Origin of the sequence: Brasilonema sp. UFV-L1 (genome assembly GCF_012912105.1) — a bacterium.
Taxonomy (GTDB): domain Bacteria; phylum Cyanobacteriota; class Cyanobacteriia; order Cyanobacteriales; family Nostocaceae; genus Brasilonema.
Genome location: NZ_QMEA01000015.1, coordinates 1 through 26,821, shown reverse-complemented (window position 1 = coordinate 26,821; position 26,821 = coordinate 1). Strand labels below are relative to the sequence as shown.

30 protein-coding genes and 1 pseudogene are annotated in these 26,821 nt (G+C 42.6%); 11 read left to right on the top strand and 20 right to left on the bottom strand.

Going from position 1 to position 26,821, the window contains the following annotated elements; genetic code table 11:
• The first annotated feature begins 20 nt into the window (after positions 1 to 20).
• Positions 21 to 1,472: a DUF5009 domain-containing protein gene (locus DP117_RS07190; protein WP_169217633.1), complete on the top strand. Its 1,452-nt coding sequence runs from the start codon at positions 21 to 23 to the stop codon at positions 1,470 to 1,472.
• A gap of 141 nt (positions 1,473 to 1,613) precedes the next feature.
• Positions 1,614 to 2,594, top strand: coding sequence for a hypothetical protein (locus DP117_RS35330; protein ID WP_211175964.1), 981 nt, complete (start codon positions 1,614 to 1,616; stop codon positions 2,592 to 2,594).
• Between the two features lie 102 nt (positions 2,595 to 2,696).
• Here the strand turns inward: DP117_RS35330 and DP117_RS07180 are convergent, their stop codons facing one another.
• Complete coding sequence (locus tag DP117_RS07180; protein WP_169217632.1) at positions 2,697 to 3,320, bottom strand: FMN-dependent NADH-azoreductase; 624 nt, start codon at positions 3,318 to 3,320, stop codon at positions 2,697 to 2,699.
• 173 nt (positions 3,321 to 3,493) lie between these two features.
• On the opposite strand from DP117_RS07180, the gene DP117_RS07175 reads away from it, so the two are divergent.
• Entirely contained in the window at positions 3,494 to 3,847 is a 354-nt protein-coding gene (locus DP117_RS07175) for a helix-turn-helix domain-containing protein (RefSeq protein ID WP_169217631.1), read from the top strand.
• An 83-nt stretch (positions 3,848 to 3,930) separates the two neighbouring features.
• Here the strand turns inward: DP117_RS07175 and DP117_RS07170 are convergent, their stop codons facing one another.
• The 8 genes from DP117_RS07170 to DP117_RS07135 all read right to left on the bottom strand — a co-directional run bounded on the left by DP117_RS07170 (position 3,931) and on the right by DP117_RS07135 (position 13,607).
• The gene (locus tag DP117_RS07170) at positions 3,931 to 4,326 is read right to left on the bottom strand and encodes a hypothetical protein (protein WP_169217678.1); all 396 of its coding nucleotides are present in this window, start codon (positions 4,324 to 4,326) and stop codon (positions 3,931 to 3,933) included.
• 71 nt (positions 4,327 to 4,397) lie between these two features.
• The gene (locus tag DP117_RS07165; protein WP_169217630.1) at positions 4,398 to 5,003 is read right to left on the bottom strand and encodes a VWA domain-containing protein; all 606 of its coding nucleotides are present in this window, start codon (positions 5,001 to 5,003) and stop codon (positions 4,398 to 4,400) included.
• 59 nt (positions 5,004 to 5,062) lie between these two features.
• Positions 5,063 to 5,668 carry a VWA domain-containing protein gene (locus DP117_RS07160; protein ID WP_169217629.1) on the bottom strand — a complete coding sequence of 202 codons (606 nt, stop codon included), beginning with the start codon at positions 5,666 to 5,668 and terminating at the stop codon, positions 5,063 to 5,065.
• Positions 5,669 to 5,948: 280 nt separating this feature from the next.
• Positions 5,949 to 7,775 (bottom strand): alpha-amylase family glycosyl hydrolase, encoded by a 1,827-nt coding sequence (locus tag DP117_RS07155; RefSeq protein ID WP_169217628.1) that lies wholly within the window; start codon positions 7,773 to 7,775, stop codon positions 5,949 to 5,951.
• Positions 7,776 to 7,862: 87 nt separating this feature from the next.
• Positions 7,863 to 9,692 carry a GMC oxidoreductase gene (locus DP117_RS07150; protein WP_169217627.1) on the bottom strand — a complete coding sequence of 610 codons (1,830 nt, stop codon included), beginning with the start codon at positions 9,690 to 9,692 and terminating at the stop codon, positions 7,863 to 7,865.
• A gap of 68 nt (positions 9,693 to 9,760) precedes the next feature.
• Complete coding sequence (locus DP117_RS07145; RefSeq protein ID WP_169217626.1) at positions 9,761 to 10,444, bottom strand: LamG domain-containing protein; 684 nt, start codon at positions 10,442 to 10,444, stop codon at positions 9,761 to 9,763.
• A 578-nt stretch (positions 10,445 to 11,022) separates the two neighbouring features.
• On the bottom strand, positions 11,023 to 12,147 hold the full coding sequence (locus tag DP117_RS07140; protein ID WP_169217625.1) for a site-2 protease family protein: 1,125 nt from the start codon (positions 12,145 to 12,147) through the stop codon (positions 11,023 to 11,025).
• A 377-nt stretch (positions 12,148 to 12,524) separates the two neighbouring features.
• Positions 12,525 to 13,607 carry an aromatic ring-hydroxylating dioxygenase subunit alpha gene (locus tag DP117_RS07135; protein WP_169217624.1) on the bottom strand — a complete coding sequence of 361 codons (1,083 nt, stop codon included), beginning with the start codon at positions 13,605 to 13,607 and terminating at the stop codon, positions 12,525 to 12,527.
• A 167-nt stretch (positions 13,608 to 13,774) separates the two neighbouring features.
• Between DP117_RS07135 and DP117_RS07130 the strand changes: the two genes are divergently transcribed.
• From DP117_RS07130 to DP117_RS07120, 3 genes are all read left to right on the top strand, one after another.
• Positions 13,775 to 14,278 (top strand): YbjN domain-containing protein, encoded by a 504-nt coding sequence (locus DP117_RS07130; RefSeq protein ID WP_169217623.1) that lies wholly within the window; start codon positions 13,775 to 13,777, stop codon positions 14,276 to 14,278.
• Positions 14,279 to 14,328: 50 nt separating this feature from the next.
• Positions 14,329 to 14,985, top strand: a complete 657-nt coding sequence (locus DP117_RS07125) for a biotin/lipoate A/B protein ligase family protein (protein ID WP_169217677.1) — start codon at positions 14,329 to 14,331, stop codon at positions 14,983 to 14,985.
• A gap of 190 nt (positions 14,986 to 15,175) precedes the next feature.
• Complete coding sequence (locus tag DP117_RS07120) at positions 15,176 to 15,826, top strand: RNA ligase family protein (protein WP_169217622.1); 651 nt, start codon at positions 15,176 to 15,178, stop codon at positions 15,824 to 15,826.
• On the opposite strand, the gene DP117_RS07115 is transcribed toward DP117_RS07120, so the two are convergent.
• Together DP117_RS07115 and DP117_RS07110 are read right to left on the bottom strand one after the other, a co-directional pair.
• The gene (locus tag DP117_RS07115) at positions 15,814 to 16,428 is read right to left on the bottom strand and encodes an HD domain-containing protein (RefSeq protein WP_169217621.1); all 615 of its coding nucleotides are present in this window, start codon (positions 16,426 to 16,428) and stop codon (positions 15,814 to 15,816) included. The two genes, DP117_RS07120 and DP117_RS07115, sit on opposite strands and share 13 nt — an antisense overlap.
• A 35-nt stretch (positions 16,429 to 16,463) precedes the next feature.
• Positions 16,464 to 17,117, bottom strand: a complete 654-nt coding sequence (locus tag DP117_RS07110; RefSeq protein WP_169217620.1) for a metalloregulator ArsR/SmtB family transcription factor — start codon at positions 17,115 to 17,117, stop codon at positions 16,464 to 16,466.
• Positions 17,118 to 17,158: 41 nt separating this feature from the next.
• Here DP117_RS07110 and DP117_RS07105 point away from each other — a divergent pair, with 41 nt between their 5' ends.
• From DP117_RS07105 to DP117_RS07095, 3 genes are all read left to right on the top strand, one after another.
• Entirely contained in the window at positions 17,159 to 17,656 is a 498-nt protein-coding gene (locus DP117_RS07105; protein ID WP_169217619.1) for a RidA family protein, read from the top strand.
• Positions 17,657 to 17,980: 324 nt separating this feature from the next.
• Positions 17,981 to 19,741 (top strand): Rieske (2Fe-2S) protein, encoded by a 1,761-nt coding sequence (locus DP117_RS07100; RefSeq protein WP_169217618.1) that lies wholly within the window; start codon positions 17,981 to 17,983, stop codon positions 19,739 to 19,741.
• 89 nt (positions 19,742 to 19,830) lie between these two features.
• Positions 19,831 to 20,451 carry a hypothetical protein gene (locus DP117_RS07095; protein WP_169217617.1) on the top strand — a complete coding sequence of 207 codons (621 nt, stop codon included), beginning with the start codon at positions 19,831 to 19,833 and terminating at the stop codon, positions 20,449 to 20,451.
• A 621-nt stretch (positions 20,452 to 21,072) separates the two neighbouring features.
• Here DP117_RS07095 and DP117_RS07090 read toward each other — a convergent pair.
• From DP117_RS07090 to DP117_RS07070, 5 genes are all read right to left on the bottom strand, one after another.
• Positions 21,073 to 21,291, bottom strand: a complete 219-nt coding sequence (locus DP117_RS07090) for a type II toxin-antitoxin system HicB family antitoxin (RefSeq protein ID WP_169217616.1) — start codon at positions 21,289 to 21,291, stop codon at positions 21,073 to 21,075.
• Complete coding sequence (locus tag DP117_RS07085) at positions 21,284 to 21,511, bottom strand: type II toxin-antitoxin system HicA family toxin (RefSeq protein WP_169217615.1); 228 nt, start codon at positions 21,509 to 21,511, stop codon at positions 21,284 to 21,286. Before DP117_RS07085 ends, DP117_RS07090 begins: the two co-directional genes overlap by 8 nt.
• A gap of 79 nt (positions 21,512 to 21,590) precedes the next feature.
• Complete coding sequence (locus tag DP117_RS07080; protein ID WP_169217614.1) at positions 21,591 to 21,806, bottom strand: hypothetical protein; 216 nt, start codon at positions 21,804 to 21,806, stop codon at positions 21,591 to 21,593.
• Between the two features lie 90 nt (positions 21,807 to 21,896).
• Entirely contained in the window at positions 21,897 to 22,121 is a 225-nt protein-coding gene (locus tag DP117_RS07075) for a DUF4351 domain-containing protein (RefSeq protein ID WP_169217613.1), read from the bottom strand.
• A 180-nt stretch (positions 22,122 to 22,301) separates the two neighbouring features.
• Positions 22,302 to 22,943 (bottom strand): Uma2 family endonuclease, encoded by a 642-nt coding sequence (locus DP117_RS07070; protein ID WP_248277570.1) that lies wholly within the window; start codon positions 22,941 to 22,943, stop codon positions 22,302 to 22,304.
• A gap of 304 nt (positions 22,944 to 23,247) precedes the next feature.
• Here DP117_RS07070 and DP117_RS07065 point away from each other — a divergent pair, with 304 nt between their 5' ends.
• Positions 23,248 to 23,409 (top strand): hypothetical protein, encoded by a 162-nt coding sequence (locus DP117_RS07065; protein ID WP_169217611.1) that lies wholly within the window; start codon positions 23,248 to 23,250, stop codon positions 23,407 to 23,409.
• A 299-nt stretch (positions 23,410 to 23,708) separates the two neighbouring features.
• On the top strand, positions 23,709 to 24,968 hold the full coding sequence (locus DP117_RS36035; RefSeq protein ID WP_248277569.1) for a CHAT domain-containing protein: 1,260 nt from the start codon (positions 23,709 to 23,711) through the stop codon (positions 24,966 to 24,968).
• A 119-nt stretch (positions 24,969 to 25,087) separates the two neighbouring features.
• Here DP117_RS36035 and DP117_RS36910 read toward each other — a convergent pair whose 3' ends face one another.
• The 4 genes and pseudogenes from DP117_RS36910 to DP117_RS07045 all read right to left on the bottom strand — a co-directional run.
• Entirely contained in the window at positions 25,088 to 25,222 is a 135-nt protein-coding gene (locus DP117_RS36910; RefSeq protein WP_282440263.1) for a hypothetical protein, read from the bottom strand.
• Complete coding sequence (locus DP117_RS07055; protein WP_169217612.1) at positions 25,219 to 25,359, bottom strand: hypothetical protein; 141 nt, start codon at positions 25,357 to 25,359, stop codon at positions 25,219 to 25,221. The genes DP117_RS36910 and DP117_RS07055 overlap by 4 nt, the downstream gene beginning before the upstream one ends.
• Positions 25,360 to 25,434: 75 nt before the next feature.
• Positions 25,435 to 25,671: a type II toxin-antitoxin system VapC family toxin gene (locus DP117_RS07050; RefSeq protein ID WP_339381051.1), complete on the bottom strand. Its 237-nt coding sequence runs from the start codon at positions 25,669 to 25,671 to the stop codon at positions 25,435 to 25,437.
• 273 nt (positions 25,672 to 25,944) lie between these two features.
• Positions 25,945 to 26,538 (bottom strand): annotated as a pseudogene (locus tag DP117_RS07045) (IS630 family transposase); the annotation flags it as partial.
• Positions 26,539 to 26,821 lie beyond the last annotated feature (283 nt).

Genomic DNA, 26,821 nt, shown 5'->3' with positions numbered 1-26,821 from the left:
GGAATTAGGATGAGATTTCCATGCAGGAGAAGACTGTCACTGTCGCCAACATGAAACGCGCCTACGCCCTAGATGCACTGCGTGGATTTGCAATTTTAGCAATGGTTTTATCAGGCACTATAAGGTATGAGATTTTGCCAGCTTGGATGTACCATGCTCAGGAGCCGCCACCTACCCATACATTTCATCCTAATCTACCTGGGTTAACTTGGGTAGATACTGTATTTCCAATTTTCTTGTTTTGCTTGGGAGCAGCGATTCCTTTAGCGCTGTCGAGTCGTTTTGCTAAAGGATTTACAACAAAACAAGTTATTTTTTACATTCTGAAAAGAGGATTTTTATTAGGAATATTTGCGATATCCCTTCAACATCTTAGACCATTTACAATCAACAAAAATCCAACAGAACAAACGTGGTGGATAGCTTTGTTAGGTTTTTTAATACTCTTTTTGATGTATGTTCGCTTGTCAGTCAACGTACAATATAGGCAATATGTCAAATGGATTTCTCTTGGTGCTTTTCTCGCTGCAATTATCCTCATATCTTTCCTTCAATATCCAGATGGAGGTGGATTTTCACTTTCAAGAAGTGATATTATCCTAGTCGTTCTGGCGAACATGGCAGTTTTTGGTTCATGTGCCTGGTTAATGACCAGAAATAATCTGTTTTTACGTCTAGGATTGTTAGGTTTTTTGATTGCTTTGCAGTTCTCAGCCACTGTTAAGGAGAGTTGGATTGCGATACTTTGGAAAGCCTCACCGATTCCTTGGATTTTTCGCTTTGATTATTTAAAGTATTTATTTATTGTGATTCCTGGAACAATTGCAGGAGATTTCATTCGGAACTGGTTGCAAACTAACTCAGCAGCTCATGCAGACAATCAGGATATAAAACCAAGCTGGAATAAACTTCGTTTTTACGGCATTATTTTATTAATGTTGACGACTTGTTTAGGACTACTCATTGGCTTACAAGCTAGGTGGGTATGGCAAACAACATTATTGAGTTTCGTTCTTTGTGCTATCAGCTGGTTTTTCTTTGTCAATCCGTCTAATGATACCGAAAGATTGCTAAAATCTTTTTACCAATGGGGCTTTTATTGGTTGGTGCTTGGCTTGCTTTTTGAACCGTTTCAGAATGGAATAAAAAAAGACCCTTCTACGTTGAGTTATTACTTTGTCACTACGGCGATCGCCCTTTTTCTCCTGATTACTTTTACGATCTTTCTAGATATCTTCAAACAGCAAAAATTTTTTCAATCACTCATAGACAATGGACAAAATCCAATGATTGCCTATGTTGCATTTGCCAATCTTCTTTTGCCCATTCTTAGATTAACTCACATTGAACCGTTAATTTTAAAGTTTACACAGACTCCCTTAACAGGTTTTTTGAAAGGTGTATTTTATACCTTAATAATTGCGTGTCTTGTGAGTTTGTTTACCAAGTTAAAGCTTTTTTGGAGAGCGTAATCAGAGAACGTAAAAATGACTAATCCTTATTTAGGATATTGTCATTTATATTACAAAAAATGGGTATCATAATTTTGGGTAACCAATTGACGAATAACAAAAGCTCAAAGACTTCAAACTGTCCTACTAGGAGATGCATCAATGCCAATTACTTTAAGAATAAAGACAAATACAACTTTCAAGCAGGACTGGCGAGAACAATCATCAAACTTAGCACAACAAGACAAGTATGCAGCCACAGCAGGTCAGGAATTACGTGTTTCATCTATTGATCGAGATGCTCAAAAATACGGTGGTGATCATTGGTTAGTCACTTTTGAGCAACCACTTCAGCCAAATCAAGGTAGAGCAAAAAGCACTTGGTACGTTTACGCACCTCATGTGCAAGAATTATCAGGAGTTTCATCAACTTCAGTAATTCTCAGAGTCAGAACAAACACAACTTTCAAGCAAGACTGGCGAGAACAATCATCAAATTTAGCACAAGAAAACAAGTACGCAGCCACAGCAGGTCAGCAATTAAGTGTTTCATCTATTGATCGAGATGCTCAAAAATATGGTGGCGATCATTGGAAAGTCACATTCGTACAACCACTTCAACCTAATCAAGGAAAAGCCAAGAGTACCTGGTTCGTTTATGTACCTAATGTAGAACTATTAGGCGATACATCAACTTCAACAATTCTCAGAGTCAGAACAAACACAACTTTCAAACAAGACTGGCGAGAACAGTCATCAAATTTAGCACAAGAAAACAAGTACGCAGCCACAGCAGGTCAGCAATTGCGTGTTTCATCTATTGATCGCAATGCTCAAAGATATGGCGGTGATCACTGGAAAGTCACATTTGTGCAACCACTTCAACCGAATCAGGGACAAGCCAAGAGTACCTGGTTCGTTTACGTACCTGATGTCATATATGAATCGTCTGTGTCTGAGTCTAATATTATGGAGATGCTGCCTAGTAATATCAACTACATAGTCCAGTATCTACAGCGCCAAACAAACGGGAACACCTTTATTAAGCCTGTAACAAATATAAACGAGCTTTCTCCTTCCTCAATTTTTCTCCTCTACTTGCTCTGTGCCTCTGCGGTTCGTGTTAAAAAGTTTTTAACGTAATTCGGGGATAGAATGAAACCACAGATGCACACAGATAAATCATCTGTGTTAATCCGTGGTTTCTAATTATAACTTTGAACCAATCTCTATAGAGAATTTAAATTACCAATTAGCAACAGCTTGTGCTACAGCTTCGTGTGCTTTTGCAAAAGACTGTTCGCGAGCCTGATCACCTGCGCCTAAGTTTTCCACATTGATGAATGTGATATCTGTAATTCCAATAAATCCAAAAATCGTTCTAAGGTAGGGCTCCTGATAGTCATAGGGTGCAGCGGGGCTTCCTGGAGAAAAGTCACCACCACGAGCCGTGATAATCAGCATCTTCTTACCTTCAACCAGCCCTTTAAATCCACCTTGCTCGGTTACAGCGAAGGTGCGCCCAGCGCGAACAATCTGGTCAATGTACGCTTTAAACGCAGAAGGGACATTGAAATTGTACATTGGCACACCAAAAACGTAGCGGTCAGCCGCTAAAAATTCATCAACTAAGGTATCTGATAATTCAATTGCTTTGGTTAACTCAGGTGTGCGAGCATCTGGTGGTGTAAAAGCAGCGGCGATCCACGATTCGTCTACATGAGGAATTCTATTGTGACCTATATCCCGATATGTGACTTTATCTTCAGGATGGGCATTTTTCCAAGCTGTGATAAACTCATCAGAGAACTTGCGGGAGAAAGAACGGTCTCCACGAGGACTAGAGTCAATTTGCAGGATATGTGCCATGAATTAATTCCTAATTAGGAAGCAGTAGGTTTGAGATTGGTTACGCATAAACAAAGGCTGCGAACCCGTCCCATTATTTGTGGTTAAACTTTTTATCCGTACTAACTTTAAACTATGTAAAGTTAAGATGAGAAGTAGGCACTTAAAAGTAAGGTAGTTACTTAAAGGAAACTATGAAAGCTGAAGCGCAAAACCACACCAGGCTAACTTGTGAGGTGGAAACCACACTCAAAGTCATTGGTGGACGCTGGAAGGTTTTGATTATTCGAGAATTAATGGATGGTATAAAACGCTTTGGTGAGTTACAGCGAGCTTTAGATGGAATTACTCAAAAAATGCTGACCCAACAACTCAGGGAGATGGAAGACGATGGGATTATTCATCGCAAAGTTTACCCACAAATTCCTCCTAAAGTAGAGTATTCATTAACACCTTTAGGAGAAAGTCTTCAACCAATTCTTTATGCAATGCATGAGTGGGGTGTTAAGCATTTATCTGAAATCAATCATAAAAAACGAAATATTTGATAAAATATTTGATGACTGAGTATTATTTCAATACTCACGCATTTCTTTATGGGAATGTATTCTGAGTTTTTCTTAATTAGTATTTATTCACTATTTTGTAAATACTCAATCGCCGCCTCTAATTTTGACGGATATCCTTCTGCAAACTTTTCAAACCAAAGCCCTTCTAAAGACAAAGGATCTAATTTTGCTAGCCAATCTTTTGCTTGCTTTTTCAATTCCTCTAATTTTTTAGCCTGAAGTTGTTCTTGTTTAATTCGTTCTTGTTCAAGTTCTTGCTGTCTTTGCAATTTTTCAGCAAAATCTTTTTCCTCAAAATCAGCCTTGACTTCCGCTAATAGATTATCTATTAAAAATTCAGATTTGGCTTGCAATTTGTTGACTGGTTTTATAAAATTTGCTTTTAGCTGATGCTGTTGGGGTTTGTGTTCCTCATATTCAGCTTTCAGTTCTGCTAAAAGTTTATCAAGAGAATCCATCATAGAAAATCCTTTTTATGACAGCACATTCAGTTTGCCTCCTCAATTCAGTGAAAAGTTAGGGGGATGGTTTAATCATTAATAGCATTAAGCAGTATTTCTGATAAACTCATGTCTTCCATATCTTCTATAGTAACAGTGTCGCAGATATCGAACTTTGCACCTGCTCCTTGCAATTCATCGTCTAATACTTTGAGAAAACGAGTTGCTTGGGAATCTGTACCCACTTGAATAAAAGAAATAGCAAGTTCTTCATCGCGATCCATCTGGCGAGAAGCTTCTATAATCACCTTCATCACCGCTTTACGGTCATCTGGTTCACCATCAGTCACAACTAAAATAGTTTCACCATTTGGCTTAGTTTCACCTGCAGCTTTACGTTGAAAGTAGTTATCAGTTGCGTGTTTCAACACACCTGCTAAATCTGTTGTCCCAGAAGGATCATTCTCTTGGAAAATTTGCAACACCTTGTTTGAGGTTACATTTTCGTAGCGCTTGAATCGTCCAGAAAATAGATAAACAGTAATACCATCAGGGTCAAATTGCTCGCATTTACTCGCCAAAGCAAAAGTGGATTCCTGTGCTGCAATCCATCTGCTTCTACTACCCTTTTGGTCTTGAGTTGCCATACTACCACTTTTGTCGATAATTAAGGTGTAATCACGATTCTCTAGCATTTTTTAATTCTCCATATTTGTGAACATTCATCAGTCATCGACAAATAACAAAAGATAGATTAATCGGTCACTGCGTTCATCAATACATCCGCGAGACTCATATCTTCAAGATCATCCAAAGTAATGGTGTCGCAAATGTCAAATTTAGCACCAATACTTTGCATTTGGTCATCCAAAGCTTTCAGAAACTTGGTTGCTTGAGGATCTGAACCTACTTGAATGAGAGAAATTCCTAATTCTTCATCACGTTCCATTTGGCGAGATGCATTAACGATGACTTCAAAAACTGCTTTGCGGTCATCTGGTTCACCATCGGTAATAACTAAAATTATTTCTCCATTAGGCTTGGTTTGACCAGCAGCTTTACGTTGAAAGTAATTATTGGTTGCATCTTGGAGTACACCTGCTAAATTAGTTGTGCCTGCTGGGTCATTTTCCAGAAATATCTGTGCAACTTTAGTTGAAGTGACATTTTCATAACGTTTAAATCTACCAGAAAAGACATAAACAGTGATGCCATCTGGGTCAAATTGATCACACTTTCTTGCCAAAGCAAGTGTAGATTCTTGGGCTATCTCCCACCGACTTCTACCACCTGCTTGGTCAGGAGTAGACATGCTACCGCTTTTATCAATAATTAATGTGTAATCGCGATCGCTCATCATAAATCTTCCTTTGATTGTTAGCCTGCTTACCTTGTTGTTCTAGTCTAGCTGTTGAATTGTAGTACGGTATCCTCTGGTGCTGCATTGTAATATTGATTTAAATGCTTAAATAAAAAAAACCCGCTTTGCACTATGAAAACGGGTCAGAGTTGAGGTTTAACAAACCTAAACTTAGCTTTGAGGTACCTCTACATCTAGCGGGTGTCGTTGATGATATGAGATGATATGAATTGTTGATTTTTGTTCCCAGCAGATTTGGCACCTCAATGCTTATTGAAGTTTATTGAGAAAAAATGACAGCACTATAGGGACCGATCGCAAAACCTGCACTATGAGGCATATTATCCTTTGGCACTGCTTCAGCGCTGACCGGATGTCCCCCCACGTTGCTAAAATCGCTGCTGTAGCCTGCCCAATCGCTAGAAAAACGACACCACCAAGTCCCCCAAGCGGGTAACCCTACACGATAAGAATCCCAAGTGCGATCGCTAAAATTTAAGATCACAATCACATCATCCCCTGGACCACCTTCATTCCAACGGTGGAAGGCAACGACTTTATTGAGGTTATCAACGACGTGACAGTTGATGTGCTGTCCTCTGAGTCCACGAGTGTTGTTGTCCCAATTGCGTCGAAGCTGACAAAGACGTTGATAAAGCTGAAATATGCCGTTAAAAGTCTCTTTGCGAGACCAGTCAAGCGGAACTTGGTCAGTAAATTTCTCAATTGAGAAAATTTCTTGTCCCTGCCAAATCATGGGAATTCCTGGTGCTGTCAAAACCAAAGCTGCCCCAAGGGTCGTTCGCTTCTTGGCGAACCAGGATTCAGGATTGGCGGGATCGATGCGGCGAGCTAAGGCATCATTATTGCCAGATTCATCGTGGGATTCAGTATAGATGACCCGCTTAAAGGCATCACCATTGAAGCGAGCGTAGAGAGCGCGAGCAATTCCGTCCATATCTCGAAATTGATCGTTGGGATTTTCTAAAGCATGTCGCGCTTCATGGACAAACCAATGCCATTCAGCATCGAAACCTGCTCCCATCTGTGGTGTTGGACGTGTTACCCAGCCGTCATTGTGCCAATCTTCAGCAATGAAGATTTTATTTGTGGGATAGCGATGGAAAAAGTTTTTCTCATCAGTAATCCAACGTAGCAAATTAAACCCTTCGTTATTCCACCCTTGACCGTTATTGAATCCCCAGACATTGCACGTGCTATCAATTCTCAATCCATCACAATGACATTCGCCTAACATAAACATTACGTTGTCACGGATAAATTGCCGTACTTCCGGACGTCCAAAGTCAGGTCGAGGTCCCCAGTCAGTTGGTTCTCTATCGTCGTTGTAGAAATAAATGCCTCCATGTTCGCCTTGATGCCAGCCATCAAACCGCCATAAACCATCCTGTAAATCACTAGGACCAAAGTGATTAAATACACTGTCAGTAATCACAGCAATTCCTAAACTATGGGCGCGATTGACAAACTTTTTAAATTCAACAATCCCGCCATAAGCTTCTTCAATAGCAAATGGGAAGGCGACATTAAATCCCCAGGAAAAATCGGCGGCGAATTCATTGGGGGGCATCACATGAACACAGTTGATACCAAGTTCAAGTAGATGGTCGAGTCGTGAAGTTGCTCTTGCGAGGGTTCCAGGGCGATCGCCTGGATCGTCATCGAATGTTCCTAGATGAAGCTCATAAATCACCAGAGAATTGTAGTCTGGCATCCGAAAATCAGCATCCGTCCAGGGAAACTCTGATTCGCGGACAATACCTTTTCCAACTGAGTTAGTGATTTGTTTGGCATACGGATCAATCTTATAAAAGACCGCTCCTGTATCGCGATTGGTAATTTGATAGCGATAAAGCTGGTCGGGTGAAATCCCAGCGACATCACAAGACCAATAGCCATTATTCTCTGAAGCTAAACCAACTAAGCGAGAAGGTCTGCTATTATCTTGGTCTCGGCGATCGTAAAAAGCAACTTGAACCTGGCTGGCGTTGGGTGCCCAAACGCGAAAGGCGGTACCACCAGGATACACAATGTTGCCCATGCCCGAATGGGTACTGACTTGAGGCGATGCTGTACTAACTACCATTTTCCCCTGAATGAATTTAAATGTATAAATGCCAAAAAAGAATCTAACCTTAACCCTCACGCGGTTGAGCGTCAAGGTTAGGATTGATTAAGAACGGACAAGTCTCACCAGACGATCGCTTAAACGTAGTGCGAGGGCGACTGCCGTTAAGCTGGGATTAGCTGCTGGAGAGGTAGGAAATATCGACAGATCGCAGGCGTAAATAAACTCCTGGTCAAGAAACTTGCCGTTTTCATCGACAACGCCTTCTAATTCTGCCTGTGTACCTTTTGCAATATTGTTGCTGTCTGTTACTTGCATATGAAGAGAGCCGACTTCATGAGCGACACCGCCAAGCCCACCATCGCCAAATCCTTCGTTAAACTTCACTCCCCCTAAAGAAGTTAGAATATTGTCTGTAATTTCCCGAACTCTAGCTTCAACTGTGTCAGGAAGTCCAGGATTGACAATTTTGGCGATCGGGCGAAAATCATTGCCTGCATCAAATTCGATTTGATTGCTTAAAAGCAACTCCGTATTTGTTAGAAAAACGATTTCGCAAAGCATATTACGCTTTGCTGAATTTTCGCGGAAAATATCCTCATCTAGATACCGCCCTTGATTAAAATCCGCACCTAGTTCAATCAGAACATTAAAGGGATCACGGATTCTATTTTCTCCTGGTCGCGGCTCAATTGGTTGGGATACTACCTTCACAGACCCAAAACGATCATAATAGGGCGAATCGGGCCCAATAGAAAAATGTGTAAACGCAATCGGGTGATCGGTCACACCCTGCCCTACCAAGTCATTTCCTATGTTACTGCGTTTGGCAAGGCGCGCGCTTTCAAAGCAGCCACAAGCAAGAACTACATACCGGGCTGTAAATTCTCGTTCTTCCTCGGAAATAATATCCCGGGCAACAACTGTACAGGGTTCTCCAGGTTCGATTCTGATGACTTGATGATGAGTGCGCACAGTCAAGTTTTGGGAACCTGCAAAACCGCCGGTTCTTGATGATTCCAGTAGCAAATCTGCTGTGGAAAACATGCCAGTTGTAATAGTATTTGCTCCAGTCAAATTCTGTCTGACTGCTACCGGAGCATCGAAATGGCTGTATCGAGGAAGCTGTTCTCGCAAGAGTCGGTGAATCTCCCGCGTGTAGTAAGTTGTTGGTGCGGTAGAACGACCCATCAAATCTTCAGCTAGTTGATAGTAGCGATCTTCTAGGTCCCACTTCAGCCGAGTCGGCCAATAATCCAACTCCCAGGAACTCATACGTGGAATAAAACCGCCCCAAAATACTGACCGACCACCCAAATTAAACGCTTGGGCACCTCCGTAATCATTTTCACTACCATCAGTAGGCTGATCATAATTAATGACTTGATATTCAAACCAGCGATCCCAAACGTGTTTCGTAAATACACCAGGAAAATGACGTCGAGGCAGATTTGCAATGTGAGTCTCTAGGGGAACTCCCCCTGCTTCCAGTACTAAAGTCTCTAAACCGCTATCAGCGAGTTGATCAGCCAATACGCCCCCAGCCATACCAGAACCGATCACAATAACATCGTAGGGTTCGCGACCGACAGGATCTGGACGGGAAATATCAAAAAGCTTAGTCTGGGTTTGACCGAGTTCAACAACGGGCTGCACAGGCGAACCAAAACCAATCTCACTGAGATAAAAAGTATGACGCTCGTTGTCGGTGCCAGGAATATTAAAATTATCACCGTTAGACCAAATCTGCTGGTTGAGTGCAAACTTACAAAGGAAGCCAGTTAAATACTTGGGATCAGCGAGCTCGAATATCCAGCGATCATTTTGGTAACTGCCTTCAATCTCATTAGTTGCCCATCCATCTTTATCTGTTCGCAAGGTCACTTCAGAGAAAGGGGGAATATGGGCAATGGTAACTAATTCCACAAAAATCATGAAAAATACCTTTTATCCGTGAATAAAGAGACTTAGGACATTGAGGAGTAGTCAAAATTACACTTAAATCACTCTGAGTCAAGGTTAAAAATTTCGCGAATTTCAGATGCATCTAAGGCACGATTATAGATGCGAACTTCATCAATGAGTCCTTCAAATTCGCCATCCACTACCTGAGGTGCTGGTCCATTTTCTTCCCCGCCAATAGTGACAGGATTATCATCTACTCGAATGTTTCCAGTCAAAGGTCGATTGTCAATCTCGATGCCATCAACAAAAAGGCGCATGATACTTCCATCGTAGGTTCCTGCCAGATGTATCCAACGATTGTTGTCTGGAATACCACTGTAAATGTCGCCTTCACGTAAAGTACCATTGTCATCTGTGCCAAGGTGCCACTTATAATGCATCCCGCCATTTTCTGGACCAAAACCTAAATAAAACTGATCAGGATGTAAAACAGTATCAACTTGTCTAGAAACAACGACTTTAAAACCCTCCGGGGCTACATTTGGAAACACCCAAGCTGTTACAGTAATCTGATCAATTAGGCTATTGAGGCTCACCGAACCAGGAATACTGACATGTGAATCATCACTACCGCGAAGTTCTACAGCTTTGCCATATTTCCCATCGCTTCGAGTGCCATTGATTATCAAGCCACGATTATTATTGCCTGATCTATCGAGGACAGTAGTCCCTTCTGTTTCATCAAATTGCCAATAGCCTATCAATCCATCATGAATGCCCATGAAACTTTCTCCAAAAAACTTGTTTACTACTAGGACTTACGCATTGACGTGAAGCTGCTGCCCAAGGGATGCATCCTTTGGGGAGACTTGACAGAAATTTAGTTTTATGCGTCAAGTCTGACTTGATTTGCTCAACAGAAGTTAAGCACTCATGTCACTAACCCTGACGTATTCTTAATAGATGTAAGCACGCATCAACTTATGCAGCTTTGGGATAGAAATGGAAAAAATTGCCAGTATTCTGGTCAGTTCAACCTTGCCAGTAAGTGCAGTGCGGTTGATGAACGTAACTGTCTCAAAGTAAAGTGCATAAGTTCTACAGACATGACTTTGAAATGTGTTGGTAGGTCTATCATTGCTTCACATCCTCAAAGAACCTTTCCGGAATTTCTGGTATTCTTACCGTGGGAACGCGATACATAAGACTACAGTAAAAAGAGCCATACTCTGGCTATTTCATCCGCATCCTTCCAGAGCTTTCGTAGATGTCAGTGAAATCAACTTATGCACTTTTCCTTCAATACTAAAAACCCAGTTTCTCCAAGAAACTGGGTTTGGAAGATGTTAAATTGACTGACTTATGCAGGATTTGCTTGCACTCTCCTTTGCAGGAGGTTGATAATTGAAGCTTTTTCCAGAAGTCCGACGAGTACGCCATTGTTACGAATCACCGCAAGTGCAGATAACTTTTGTTGTTCTAAAAGCTGCATTACTTCTAACAAAGGTTTGTCAGATTGGACAGTGACGACTTGTTGAACTGCTCGCATGACTTCTCGCACTTGAGTTTCCGACCAAAGTGTTGTGGGGACGCTTCGCAAATCTTGAACGGATATCGCTCCTACCAATTGTCCACTCTCATCAGTCACCAAGAAACGACTCCAGTTTTGCCAATTCAAAATACGCTCCTCAGCAAACTCTCTCAAGGTTAGATCAGCAGACACAATCGGACTATCCAAGATGACTGCATCGGCTGCTGTTAAACCACTCAGTTGTTCCTGCACTTTGGCAAACTGAGCTGCATTTCCAGCATTTTGCAGCAAGAAGAAACCGACTAACAAGTTCCAGAAGTTAGCAAAACTACCAAATAACAGTAGTGGGAATAAACCAGAGGCTATGGCTACCCAACCAAAGATTTGCCCAACTCGACTGGCAAAAACTACACCTCTATATGGATTTCCTGTAATTTTCCAAACGATTGATTTCAGTATATTTCCACCATCTAGAGGCAAGCCTGGAATAAGGTTAAATAGAGCTAATGCCAAGTTAATAGAAGCCAGTAGTCCAAGAATCGCTGCCAAAGGTCCTGTTGGAGTAGCCACAAAACCAATAGCTGTCAGTATCCCAAATAGCACTAGACTAACTAAAGGACCTGCAATTGCAACCCAAAAAGCTTCAGCCGGGGTTTTCGACTCTCTTTCCAGGCTTGCTAACCCACCAAATATGAACAGTGTGATTGATTTGACATCTATTCCCTGACGAATAGCGACAAAGCTATGTCCTAATTCATGGGCGACAACCGAGGAAAATAACAATAGTGCTGTTAGCAATCCCAGCGGTAAAGCTAATCCACCATCTAATTGGGGAAATTGCGCTGCTAGTCCACCACTGTAGCTCAAAGTCACTAGCAACAGGATTAAAAACCAAGACGGATGGATATAGAAGGGAATCCCGAAGAGATTGCCAACGCGAATAGTCCCGTTCATACCTTTTACCTTTGATTTCAACTTGCAGAGGTCTTGTTTTACCTCTGTTGATGCTTCTATTGTAAAGAAAGGTTAAGGTGTTTTAAGCTTTGTGACTGTCGTGGTATCCGTCTGTATGAGGTGCGGTTATCGCAGGGTTCGGGAGTAAGCTATAGCTAAGCATGAAAACCTACTCAAGGAGTACAGAAATGGAGTCTGATATACGCAAGCTCAGCCAACGGTGGATATTTAAATTACGGTGGGACTACTGAGAACATAAGATGCAGCAGTTTGCCGACAGCAGATGCTACCCAATGTGTACGCTGCCCCACGGGCATCTACAAGCGGGGAAACCCGCCCACGGTTCTCCCCAACGCACTGGCTCCAAAATCTAAAATCTAAAATGGATGACTTTGCTCAACCTGACTTCTCATCAACCTCTGCACGCTTACCAAAGCACGATTCAACTCATAACCCCGCCTCTGTTGATTCTCCAAATACGCCTGCTGTTCTTCCTCTATCATCTGCACATCTTGACGCACCAAACCATCAAGAAACTTTTGCGCTGCACCAAACAAACTCTTTTTTACAAACCGCCGAAACCATATAGGTAATTTGTGTAATCGCCAAAAGGCATTTAAAGATGTGAAATGAATTAAATATGCTTTGGTTTGTCTCTCGTTTACAGGACACAATAAACAGTAAATTTTGAAATCTTTGCCCAATGTGGAAACCCAGTGAGGATAGACATAACTGACATCCAAAGGTTCAGGATGAAGACGACGCAAAGCCGGAAAAAATAATTGTGAAATTGACCAAATTTTGTCTATATTATAATAGCTTTGTGCTGTATAATGAGCATCAACACGATGAGTATCTTCGTCAATTTCTTCCAAAGATGCTTCTGACCAAGCTTGATAATCCTGATGTAAATGTCCGTGATACATATCCATCAAATTTTCAATTAAATAGGAATAATGGGCGTTACAGTTAATGATTGAAACTGTGGCAATATAATTGAGATGATCCCATTCTGGAACACTCATCGGTTGTAGAGAATTTGCAGATAACATCTGTACATCTCCAGGGAAAAGCCAAACAAATCCATCTTGTTCCTTGACCGGGTAACGGCGGATTTTGCAACTGGGGAGTTTCTGATTATCTGCTAGATAGGGAACTGCTGCACACTCACCTTTATCGTTAAAGCGCCAACCATGATAAGCACATTCCAACTCGTCGCCAATAACTTGCCCGTGACTCAGTTTAACTAACCGATGAGGGCATCTATCTTCTAGGGCGTGGACTTGTCCGTTGCTGTCGCGGTAGAGTGCGATCGCCTGTTTCCACAATGTTACACCTAGAGGCTGAGTTTTCACCTCACGCGAAAGCGCAACAACATACCAATGATTAGGGTTAATCGCCAATTGACGAGTATCATGACTTTGGGCATGAGTTTGGGCAGCTTGGGAAACAACAGACATAAATTGACACATCCTCGCTATTGTTAGAATGTACCGCAAATTTTTCTAATGTTCCCGTTCACTGGCTCATAGACAGCCCTACGACTTAAGGAGCTAAAAATGAACACACCACACAAGCTATAAATTAGTCTAGATGCAACAATCATGCTGTTGAGGCAAAAATCTGTATGACAAGCTACCAATCCAATCAACAAACGGTTGCGACTGAATCCACATCCACTGATGAACTCATTGATGAGATTATCGAAGAAACAAAAGACATCAATTACGTGGAGATCATCGAAAATGTTATCGACACGCTAGAACAAGATGACAGCGCAATGGTGAGTCATCCTTCTGAAGGTGGCTATCGCTGGAAGTTCAAGTACGGGACAGTGGAAGTGTTTGTCCAACTCACTGGAACAACCGATGAAGATACATTAACAGTTTGGTCTGCGGTGCTGAAGTTACCCGTCAAAGATGAACCCAAGTTGACACGACAGTTGTTAGAGACAAATGCATCTGGTACCTTTGAAGCGCGTTTCGCCATCATCGAAAACCAGGTGGTTGTACTCACAACACGCATTCTTGCAGATTTGTCTGCTGGCGAAGCTTCCCGCTTAATTACTATTGTGGCAACAATCGCCGATAACAACGACGAAGCATTACAATCTGAATTTGGTGCAGCTTGACTTTAGTGTGGCGATTTATTCCGTTGCTAGAAGCCTCTGGCAAAGTGCAGATGGTGATTGACAGGTGGTTGTTAGAACAGCACCTGTCAGGACATCCTCCTGCTTTGCGATTTTACACTTGGTCGCCACCTGCCATTTCCTTGGGTTACCATCAGCATAGATATCCCGAACATTGGCAGCATTTAGTTTGGCAAGGTGAGAAAGTGGACTTAGTGCGACGTCCTACAGGAGGACGCGCAGTGTTACATCAAGGTGATTTAACCTACGCTGTGGTAACATCTGGACTTGTTGGGACTCGCGTTCAAGTGTACGAAAAAATTTGTGAGTTTTTGATTCAAGGGTGGCGATCGCTCGACATAAAACTACAATACGGTACAGCTGGACGCGGTTATATCAACAACCCCAACTGTTTTGACACTGCAACTGGTGCGGATTTAGTTTTGCCAGATGGGACTAAACTCATTGGTAGCGCCCAACTGCGACAAGGAGGAGCAATTTTACAACATGGTTCCATCCGTTTGCACCCCTCAGCTGAGTTATTTACTCAAGTTTTTGGCACAGAATCTTTTAGTTCTGTGCAACTTCCCCAGAACCTAGATATTGAGAAGATTATGACAGCTTTAATTGCCGCTGCTGAAGATTGTTTTGGTATGCGCTTAGAGGTGCAACCACTCTCTGAGTCTGAATGGCAGGCAATTTTGAGCTAGCCACGCGCTATTGGCTCAAATACCTCTTGAGTAGTTAACATGTATTATTTCCATCAAATCAGGAGGGATAGCCTCCTGGTTAGCTTTCCCAGACTCAGGCTGGAAACGAGTCCGAAACCCTCTCAAGAAAGGGTCCTGCGCCTTGCCCTCTGGGAATTTTCTACTGCCTGTTCCATTCAAGATTAAACTCATGGCTCGTATCCAGCTTGTGTATCCCAAAATTCCTGGTAGCAAAAACTGCCCATCTGGTCGCTGTATTGCGTTTGAGAAGTATGATGGCACCAATCTCCATTGGATTTGGGAACCTGAACTGGGGTGGTATGGGTTTGGCACCCGGCGCGATCGCTTCGACCTCGATGACATGGGCATCACTGAATTTAACGCGGCGCATCCAGGGCTGGAAGCAGCGCCGACTCTCTTTCAAACCAGCCTTGCTGCCCCGCTTGACCAACTCTTCCGAGAAAACCCCGCTTACAATAGTCCAGAAATCACTGTTTTCACTGAGTTTCTGGGTGCAAACTCGTTCGCGGGAATGCACAAACCGAATGATCCTAAACAACTGATTCTCTTTGACGTGGAAACCACTCAGGGCATCATTGGGCCGGAACAATTTGTCCAAGATTTTAGCGCCTTCCCAATCGCACGGATAGTCTACCGGGGTAAACTGACCGGGCAATTTGTGGAGGACGTTCGTGCAGGGAAGTACGGCGTAGCGGAGGGTGTCGTGTGCAAGGGCGGCAGCAGTTCCGCTGATTTGTGGATGGTCAAAATCAAGACCAACGCCTACCTCACAAGACTACAGCAAGCTTTCCAAGACGATTGGGAGAACTATTGGGAGTAGAACACATGAGCATTATCTTTAAGATAACCAGCTGCTATGCAATCCTCAATGACTTGCTGCACAAAAGACCAAAGTTCTGGTGCTCCCGTCTCTACAGGTGCTACCCGTTTCATCACCTGATCGCGTGTAATACTATGAATACGCCAAGTACCCCCTTGAGTTTGCTGGTTGTGTAGTAAGGGTTGTATACGATCTAGGGCTGCTGCAAATCTAGCAGTGGGTGTTTCCTGTGCTTCAAATTCTTCCCAAAGAGAACGCAACTCAGTTGCTTGATCTGCTGGCAAAAGTCCAAATAGACGCAACGCTGCTTGCGCTTCTCGCTCTTGCTTGCTTTCGTTTAACAGCACATCGTAGCAGAAAGTATCACCTGCATCAATTTCCACCAAATCGTGAATCAGTAACATTTTGATAGCACGCAACAGGACAACTCCCTCCGGAGCATATTCGGCTAATACTACCGCCATTATTGCCAAATGCCAGGAATGTTCTGCACTATTTTCTTGACGTGAACTATCGGTAAGAAGAGTTTGGCGGAGGATTTGCTTGAGTTTGTCGATTTCGAGGATGAATTGTATTTGCTGAGTGAGTCGGCTGATTTGCATTTTCTTGCTTATGAACGTAAATTTACTGTATTGACCTATACTCTAGAAGAAATCTGATAAGCACAACATCGCGCACCTGCGACAATATGTTCAGTGCGCTCAATGACCGTATTCTCACCTAGGACAGATTGAAAGACTTCTAGTTCTTGACCACAAAGTCCTGTACAAGCAACCGCCGCAGCGCAGATAGGACAGTGATTTTCACTCAACAGGAACGAACCATCCGCTTGAAGTTCAACACAAGCCATGTAACCTTCTTTTGTACGAATTTCAGCCAGCGCTTCCAGCCGTTCCTGAAGTGAATTTTTACCAGTCATTTGCATTTGATAATCTGAAATCTGCTGACGAGTTCTTATTTCCAGCAGACGTTCCAACCCAGCCGAACCAAACGCTTCTGTGACAGACTGAATTAAGCTTAACGTGAGTTCTGCGTAACCATCTGGAAAGAGACACTCAGCAGCAGGTGTCAATTGCCAAAGTTTTACAGGACGACCCATTGTGCGGGCTTGTTCCTCATAAGTTACCAATCGTTCCGCTTGCAGGGCGTAGAGATGTTGACGGACAGCCATTGCAGACACACCCAAACGGGAGGACAATTCTGAGGCATCCATCGGTCCAAATTGTTTAAGTAGGTTTACAATCGCGCGTCGTGTCCGAATTGCAATTGCTTTGTTGTTTTGTTTGACCATATCAACAAACTAAAGAAAAATCTTTACAAAGTCAACTAGGAATGAGTACTATACTTTATAAAGATATTTCTTTAGAAAATCGTCAGCAACAGACAAAACTTTCTTCCAGCAAGGAAAAGGAGGTTATCGCATTGGAGACTTCTGGACTTCAATTCCTCAATCCCACAGGATTATACGATCCATCGCAATACGGCTACACCCATGTAGCAGTTGTACCATCGGGAGCAAAAACGGTCTATATTGCTGGACAAGGTGGTGAAGATAAAAATGGTAATCTCGTTTCTAACGACTTTGCAACTCAATTAAAGCAGGCTTTTGTGAATCTTCGGACGGCATTATCTGCAGCGGGCGCACATCCAGAAGATGTAGTAAAGACTACAGTGCTAATAGTTGATCATAACGAGACGAAACTTCAGCAGTTGATTGCTGAAGTACAAGCAATGTGGGGAAATCAAGCACCTGCGTGTACCCTCATTCCTGTACCAAGACTCGCGCTGGACGGTATGTTGTTTGAAATTGATGCTGTAGCTGTCGTTTGATGAAAGTTATACGCGCGTTGCGTTCAAAGAGATAATTTTATAAACGAACCACGTTAGCGCAGCGTGTCCGTTCGGCCTCAAGCCGTGCCCGAAGGGCTCAGGACATAGACGCGCTCTTCGTAGCGTGCCCGCAGGGCATAGACCGCTAAGGAAGAAAAAAGAAGATTACCTGTATGAATGCAACGTGCGTATTACTCCTTTTGGTGCTATGAGATTATCTATTTCTTCTTCTCTTTCCTCCTTAGCGTCCTTAGCGTCCTTTGCGGTTCGTTTATTCTTCCGCCTGGATAAGAGTAGTTATTTTTTGCAATCTAATCAAATCATATGACTCAAACTTTTGAACCCCCAACAGGGACAAACCGATACATCCGTGCTGCCAAACTTGCAGATGTCCAAGCAGCAGGAAGTTTACTCGTGAATCTGGAAAAGCACACTATTGCCCTCTTCTACTCAGACAATAAAGTCTATGCCATAGATAACCGTTGTCCTCACATGGGTTTTCCTCTCCACGGGAGTACTTGTAAAGATGGCATTGTCACTTGCCCTTGGCACTATGCCCGCTTTGACATGGCAAGTGGAGGAACATTTGATTCTTGGGCAGATGATGTGCGTGCCTTTCCTGTAGAAATTCGGGATGGCGAGGTGTGGGTGAATTTGACTCCCCAAGTTGACTCTTATGTCCACCAACGCCAACGGCTTCAAGATGGGTTAGAACAAGGCATTTCCCTCGTGATTGCCAAATCTGTTATTGCCTTACTAGATATGGGAGGAGATGCTACCGAATCTTTCCAAACGGGATTAGAATTTGGTACTCGTTACAACAAAGAAGGTTGGGGCGCAGGCTTAACCATCCACACCTGCATGATGAACTTGCTGCCTTATTTGGATGCAGAAGACCGACCCCTTGCCCTTTACCAAGGACTTTCAGCTGTCGCCCGTGACAGTGGAGGTGCGCCACCTCACTTTGTGGTTCATCCATTGCCCAATTCCACTGCTGACATCAAAACTCTCAAAAGTTGGTTCCGTCAGTTTATCGAACGACGAGATAGTGAAGCAGCAGAACGTTGCTTAGTGTCTGCAATTCGGATGGGTGCTGATAGGAAACAAATAGCAGATATGTTATTTGCTGCTGCTACAGACCACCGCTATATTGATGTCGGTCATACACTCGATTTTATTAACAAAGCGTTAGAAGCACTTGATGCGGTTCATTGGCAGGGTGCCCAGAAAGTCTTAGCAAGTTTGATTTCTGGCTTGGCAAATGCCTCCCGCATGGAAGAGTCGAATTCCTGGCGTTACCCTGTGGATTTAGTCGCAATTTTAGAGTCTGCGTTTGAGAAGTTACCCGCAGCTTTGGAGGAAGGACAACCTCGCTGGGGAACTTGGTCAAGTCGGGAACAATTGGTTCCTATTCTCTTAAGTGAAGATGCCCAAGCTATAGCTGACGCGCTATTGACTGCACTGAGAGAAGGTTGCACCCAAGAACAATTGGCAGGTGTCGTTGCCTACACAGCTGCCCTGCGTGTTGCCCGATTTAATACCAATAACGATTTTGGAGATTGGGACACAGCACACCATCCATTCACCTTTGCCAATGCAGTTCATCAAGGATTGCAACGGGTGCCATCGTTAGAGTTACTTCGGGGTGTGTTCGATGGTGCAATGAGTGTCTACCTCAACCGCTTTTTGAATGTGCCACCTGCCCGACTTCCAGAACCAAAACAACCAGTTGAAAATCCAGAGGAATTGCTTGCACAATTACCGGAGTTGTTGAATCGTCAACAGCAGGTGAACGAAGCAGGTCAGTTGGTGGCTCAGTATCTTTACGGTGGTGGCAATCCACAAAGATTACTAGCAATGATTGGTAAATTAATGCTGCGAGAAAATCGGGAATTTCATGTTATCCAAGAAGTAGAAGCAGCTTTCCGTCAGTATTCTGTTTTGGGTGAAACTCCTGCTGGTATTCACGTTTTGGTTGCTGTGACTAGGTATTTAGCGGCACACGCACCGACAATGCGATCGCAAGTCCAAACATATCAAATTGCACATCGGTTGCATAGAGGCGATCGCTTGTTTGAAGATTAACAAAAACAAGCACAAAAGCGGGGTAGAGGATGCACAAACAGATACCTCGCTTTTTTGTGAAAAATTTCAGCCTAGAAGTGAGGAATCAAATGAGCCGCCAACCATTGCTAGACCCAAATCGCTCGTATACTTTTAGTAATTACTTTGAGTTAGGGTTTGCAGTTGACGATTTAGTAGCTGAATTTGGCTATTCTATGAAGCGTAAATTTCTCGATTTGCCTCAATATTCAGGTACATTAGACCGACTTCTCGATTTAAAACAGCGGATTGAAGAAGTATTACCGTATGTGGATTTAGAGAACGAAGCGACACGCCGGGAAATGCTAATTGCGCCGATTATCACTGATTTAATCCACTATTCCCGCGCTAAATTACGAATCGAATATAGTATTAAAGTTGACAATAGACTTCAAGGTAATTTGGATTATTACCTGCGAACAAAGACTAATTTAATTGTGATAGAAGCCAAGCAAGCAGATATAAACAAGGGATTTACACAACTGGCAACTGAAATGATAGCCCTTGATAGATGGACTGATTCCACTCAAGCAGAAATATTGGGAGCAGTAACGACAGGTAATGTTTGGCAATTTGGTATATTATACCGACAAACACAAAGTATAGAACAAGCGATTAACCTCTACCGAGTGACTGAAGAATTGGAAGCAGTACTCAGGATTTTGCTCGCTGCACTTATGAGTGATAGTTAATTTTTATAAGGAAGGCAGGCTGAAAACCCTTGAGGAACAGGCACGTAGTGCCGAATTCCGTACTTCAGGCAAGGGCGGGGTCTTACACGTAAAAAAATTGGGCAGGCTTTGTTTTGTTAATCTGTCGGCGTAGTAGGGTACTCGTAGTAGTAAGCCTGCCCAATTTTTTAGGGGACAATGCGTCGGATGAAAGCCTTTGTGAAAGCCTTTAGGCTTGAGTCAAGTATGTTAAAATATTCACATCAGTACAAGATTTCAAAACCTACCCCCGGACTGGGGGAAAGTCTACGCCCGAAACAACCACAGAGGAGATATCACTACGCCCTTTGGGCAAACGTGGTGAGCCGCTTAACCTGTGCAAACAGGATATTAAGGCAGTGATGTCTTAAGAATCTCCGCTCATGCGCGGACGGAGAGTGTCAAATAGATTAATCAGGCGATGCGGAAGCCGCCGCTGCGCGATCGCCTGTTTGAAGATTAAGAAACTTTTCAACAGAGGGCTGAACCGCTAGTATTGTTCTATTGCCAATCGTAATACTTGCCTGTGTGTAATAGGGATTTTACCAACGCAACTTCTTAACTTGCGGATTCGTCCTCTTCGAGTTTTTGTCTTCTTTGCTACTAAGCCGCTTTATTAACGGTTGGTTCTGGAAGTGGTTCGCCTGTTGCTTTATAAGCCATAATTAGAGACTCTAGGGCTTCAATACCATTTGCAACAGCTTCCTCATAAGTATCACCATGAGTTCGCCAACGCTGTCCCGGAAAATCAGGAAATCCAACCAAGAAGCAGTTGTCTTCTTCTGACCATTGAATCAACATTTGATACTTAAATTTACTCATCTTCTTGCTTCTGTTGCTGTTGCTTCTGTTCTACTTCTGTTATAGCTTGCTGTACATCCTTTTCTTGATAAGGTTTCGCATCCGAACTATCTTTGCCAGAAACTGTTAGTTTCCCTGTGTACAAAGGATGTATCCAGTTGGTGTGACTTCCTTTGCCTGGGAGTTTCGTAAAACCGGCTTGAAGTAGCTTTTGTTTTAGCTCCCTAATTTTCTTTGGCATGATCGGGCATCGACTATTAACCACAGCATATTAACACAAGCCAAAAAAGTTACCCAAAAAAATGTACCAGCAGTCATGACTAGCGACTGTAAATTTCCTCACGGCTGAGTATACCATTCACTTGAACAGAATTCTCAGTCAATTCATCAATTATGTCTGTTTTTGAAAATGATTTTTTCTTAACCAAAACAATTACTCTAATATCATCTCCTTCACCAAGTTCTTGTTTGTACTCATCGGGAATTTGAATGAAACCATTTTGAATTTTTGCTTGAAACTCTACAGCATTTAACATATTGAAACTCTATCTACCTATACAACTCAATCTTAGGCGTTACACCTCTAATATTCATGCGTTCGTAGGGGCGAGTGCAAATAATTTGAATTACTGCTGGTTTTGCAACCAAACTGCCAAGTCGGATATTTCAGAAAAGTCAAACAGCGCATCACTTAAATCATCTAGCTGGTTAATCGACAGTGCTTGAAGCTGTTGCTGTAATTGCGAAGAAATTGTGCCAAATCGCCGTGAAAGTTGGCGGGTTAAGATTTGTAGCTTTCCTTTCTTAGCACCTTTTTCTAGTATTTCTTGATAAATTGGTGACTCTTCCATTAGTTCCTCCCTGAAATACTGGCGAATGAGTTGTTTCTCGAAGCCCTATCAGGCATCCCTCTCCTTACCAAGGAGAGGGAAAGATTTTAGCGCAGCTAAAAGCGAGGGTGAGGTTTTAAGTAAGATGTGTGTACACCGTAGTGGTAAAGGGAGGGGATGCGCGGGGTGGGATGCAACCACTTAACGAGGAAGGATATCATCTAAGCGAAGTTGAAGACGCGGCAAAAGTGGCGAGTTAATTGCTTGGTTTAACCGATATTGTTGTTGATTATAAGTATCTTCAAGCAATTGACAAACAGTAAAAGTAGGTTGTTTGGGTTTACCAATAAATGCCACACCACCCAATCCTCGATAATCCACAATCCAATATTCAGGAATTCCTAAGAGCGCATATTCTTCAACTTTGCGAGCGTAGTCAGTTTCCCAGTTGGTGCTAACAACTTCAACCACCAATTTAATGGAACGTCCCAGCGTAATTACGGGTTCTCGCTCCCAAAGGGGTTCACGGTTGAGAACGGTTTCATCGAGAACCACGACATCAGGACGACGAATTGTGGCTGCATCTGCGAAGGGGTAAATTAAGCAAGTGCGAGGAATAAACCAGGGAAGTTGTTCTGCAACAAGATAGATACCAATTTGCGTTGCAATTTTACCACTCACCGTTTCATGAGGACCAGTGGGTTCCATGTCAATTAATTCTCCGTCTGCCAATTCATAGCGAGGATTGTCTCGGTATTGGGAGAGAAAATCTTCAACGGTGAGCGTTTTTGGGGCTAGAAACTGTAACTTGATTGCTGGACACATCTGTACATTTCTGGTCATTTTGTACAGGTCTTGCCAAACAAGACCTGCTTATATGGCATATTCTGCCAGCCTGATTTCTCAGTTAAGTTTGCCTCGACAATGTTGAGATGGCTTGTTAGGAAGACAGCACTATAGCTATAAACCTGTTCACTAATTCCTTAACCGTCTTCGACAGAAGCTACAAGCTGGCGTTTACTTGTAGGTGTCGTAACCATCTCAACGTAGTCACTTAAGACTTAGTCTGCACGCTCCGACGTTGTACAGATTTGCCGAGTTTTGACTAGTTCTGTATAGGTTTTTCGGAGCGGAGATATATGTCATTGTGTCTCTACAGGATATCACGAATCGTAAGCAGGCTGAACAAACATCCATATTAGCAGAACGCAACCGCTTGGCACAGGAAATTCACGATAGCAAACTGAACGTGAGCGCTCGTACACAAGCGGTGATTGTTGCAGTAAATCGGGGAATTGTTTGGCTGTAAATTTGGGAGTGATCGCACTTTGTCGAACTCACATTTTGATAGGTTTAAAACTCAACATTTCGCTAGGGACAAAGTTGAGCTAGTTTTCTAGGCTTAGAGTAGTTATTGGGTAAAGGCTAAATATATTTATATTAAAAGCGGGGAATTTGACAAGCTTAAGTTAAGATTGGCGCTCTTGTTATAATTAACTTTGCACAAATTTGTCTCAAGTCCAAGTCGTCGCATACTGGCATTAATTAAAAATTCTATTAGTGACAATTTGTTAAGTCTTTTTCCAAAATTAAGCAAGTAATTGTATAATGGGAGCAGTTTTCGACTTTTTTTCTCCATCCACGGTTAAAGGTAGCAGAAAAATCACAACCCGTGCATTTATCAGGGTAAATAGCTCCACGTTATATCTTAATGATTATAATGATTACGAATCAAAAATACAGGAATATAAACGAGAACTGGAGAAAGCGATTGATCAGAATCCAGATGGTACTAATAGAAAAATTTACTACCAATTGAAGAATATACAGCAAGCTTTAGGACTTACGGATGAAGCTGTAGCAGTAGCTTACACTAGCCTAGGAAATGACCTGCAACAGCAGGGTTATATCGAAGCAGAAGTTATATCTATATTTGAAGAAGCAATTCGCATTGACTGTAAGGTTGCGGCAGCTTATAGTGCGCTGGGAACTATACTCTACAAGCAAGGTAACAAAAAAGAAGCTATCAAAAAACTGGAAACGGCTAGAAGCTTATTCATAGAGCGAGGGATGGTTGCCGAAGCCGATAAGATTAAGCAGCTGATTGAATATTTGCATAAAAGCAATAATTTTTGGTCGTATATTTCGCATTTTTGGTCGCATATTACAAGTTTGTTGATTAGCTCTCCAGAAACATCTGAACCTATCGACGGAAATGCTCGCCAAGAAGAAATGAATCGTCGGCTTTGGCGTCTTGAAAAGCGTCATACCTTTCATGAAGTTGCTAGCGCCTCTGCCACTAGAACAATTTTGATTCTAGCAGTAAATCCGAAAACCACTTTACCCCTGCGTTTAGGCGAAGAGGTGCGAGATATTGACGCAGGATTATTGCAGCGGGCTAAAAAACGGGAACAGTTCGAGATCAAGCAGCAGTGGGCTGTGCGCGTGCGAGATGTTTATCGCGCCCTTTTAGACGTAAAGCCGCAAATCGTTCATTTTTCCGGTCACGGTGCAGGAGATGAAGGTTTAGCACTAGAGGATGAAACTGGACAGGTGCGGTTTGTAGACGCAGAAGCACTCGCTGGAGTATTTAAGTTGTTTGCCAGTGAAGTTGAGTGCGTTGTACTTAACGCTTGTTATTCTGAAGTGCAAGCAGAGGCAATTGTTAAACACATCCCTTACGTAATTGGGATGAATAAGGCAATTGGGGATAAGGCAGCGATTGAATTTGCAGTCGGATTTTACGATGCCTTGGGTGCTGGGAAACCGGTAGAATTTGCTTACCAACTGGGTTGCAATGCAATTCGGTTGGCTGGTATTGCAGAACACCTAACACCCAGGCTATTAAAGAAAGGCAGTACGTCCTAGCATCCCACGGCTTAATCGTTGCATAGTCGGTTTCTCAGTTGGTGCTAACGACTTCAACCACCAGTTTAAGCAATCATCTTCAATGTAATTACGGTTTTACACTGCCAAAATTGCTATATTCATAACTCTCGTAGAGGTGATCGCATCTGGTACTTTAGCACGGGCGATCGCACTTGGTGGTGATAGAGTTCAAGCAGGTGATCGCACTTGGTGGTGATAGGTTTAAAGCAGGCAATTATACCTTGAATATTCATATTCTTGTAAAGGCGATCGCACTTTTGGTGATAGGGTTAAAGCAGGCAATTATACCTTGAATATTCATATTCTTGTAAAGGCGATCGCACTTGGTGGCAATACGGTTAAAACAGGCGATCTCATCCAGAATAATCATACTCTTGTAAAGGCGGTCGCACTTATTTTGAAAAGGTTAAAGCAAGCGATCGCACTCTTGATATAGGAGAAATATTCAAAGAAATGGATTCAATGTAGATATACCACAACCCTCAAAATCTTTAATATTTCTAGTAACAAGGGTCAAGGAATGTATTTTAGCTGTTGCTGCAATAAGAATATCAGCTTGAGAGCGCGGTTTCCCTTGAGTCCTCAAAAGGCCTCTCAATTCACCCGAACACTTTGCAATTTCTGAAGTGATAGGGAAAATTTGACAGTGAGTGAAGAGAAAGTTTTCAAACCAGTTTTGGATTCTAGCATTAGGCTTCGCTGTTAAACCATAATAAATTTCCTCAATTGTAATAACACTTAGAGGATGTCTGAGAAGTCAAAAATGTCATGCTGAACGGAGCGCCAGCGCAGTGAAGCATCTCAAAAATTAACGACAAACTGGGATTCTTCGCTCCACTTCGTTACGCTCAGAATGACAAAATATACCTTGCTTAAAGTTTTCAGACATCCTCTTAGGCATATAGAGACGCGAAATTTCGCATTTGTGCAAAGGATTTTGGGCTTACAGCGGTTTTCACATGAATAGACCACAGTGAGCAAACCAACCCCAAGCATCATCAGAGGAAATTTTTTCATTGACTATTTGACTTAAAATTTGATTCAAAGCCGAATAGGTTGTAGCTTTTCCCGCACGTACACATTGTTTCAGTTTTGACCAGCATAATTCTATGGGGGATAAATCTGGCGAGTAAGGAGGTAGAAATACAAGTTTTGCGCCAGCCGCTTCAATCAAATCTTTAATCACACTAGCAGTGTGTACTGATAAATTATCCATTACCACCACAGCTCCTTGCCATAACTGTGGTACTAACACATCGCGTACGTAAGTTACAAATACTTGTGTATTCACACTACCAGGAATACTCATGGTAGCAATCAGTCCATCTACACTCAAAGCCCCAATTAACGATATGTTTTGTCCTCGGTTGCGAGGACACGAATCGTATAATCTTTCGCCCCTGCTAGCTCGTCCATACAGTCGAGTCATTCCTAACTTTAAACCAGACTCATCAACAAATATCAAGTTGTGTGGATCAATACTTAGCACCCAATCACGATACTCAAACCGTAACTTTTCTACTCGTGGGGTATCTTGCTCACTGGCATATAGTGTTTTTTTTAGTGGTCAAATCCAACTTTTGAACTGCACGGTGCATGGTAGCAATACTAACCTCAATACCACTTTGAGTCGCAAAACGTTCACATAGTTCTTTGAGTATTACGTCTGGTTGTTGATCCACTAACTGCTGCACTACTGATAAGTTCTTAACTTTGATTTTAGCGTTAAGCGTAGCTCTGCCGTAGGCAATCGCTCCACCTCCATGCGGTTTAGGGCTTACCTATTTCGGAGAGAAGGCTGGCGCTATAATCTCTGATTTAGCGTCCAGATG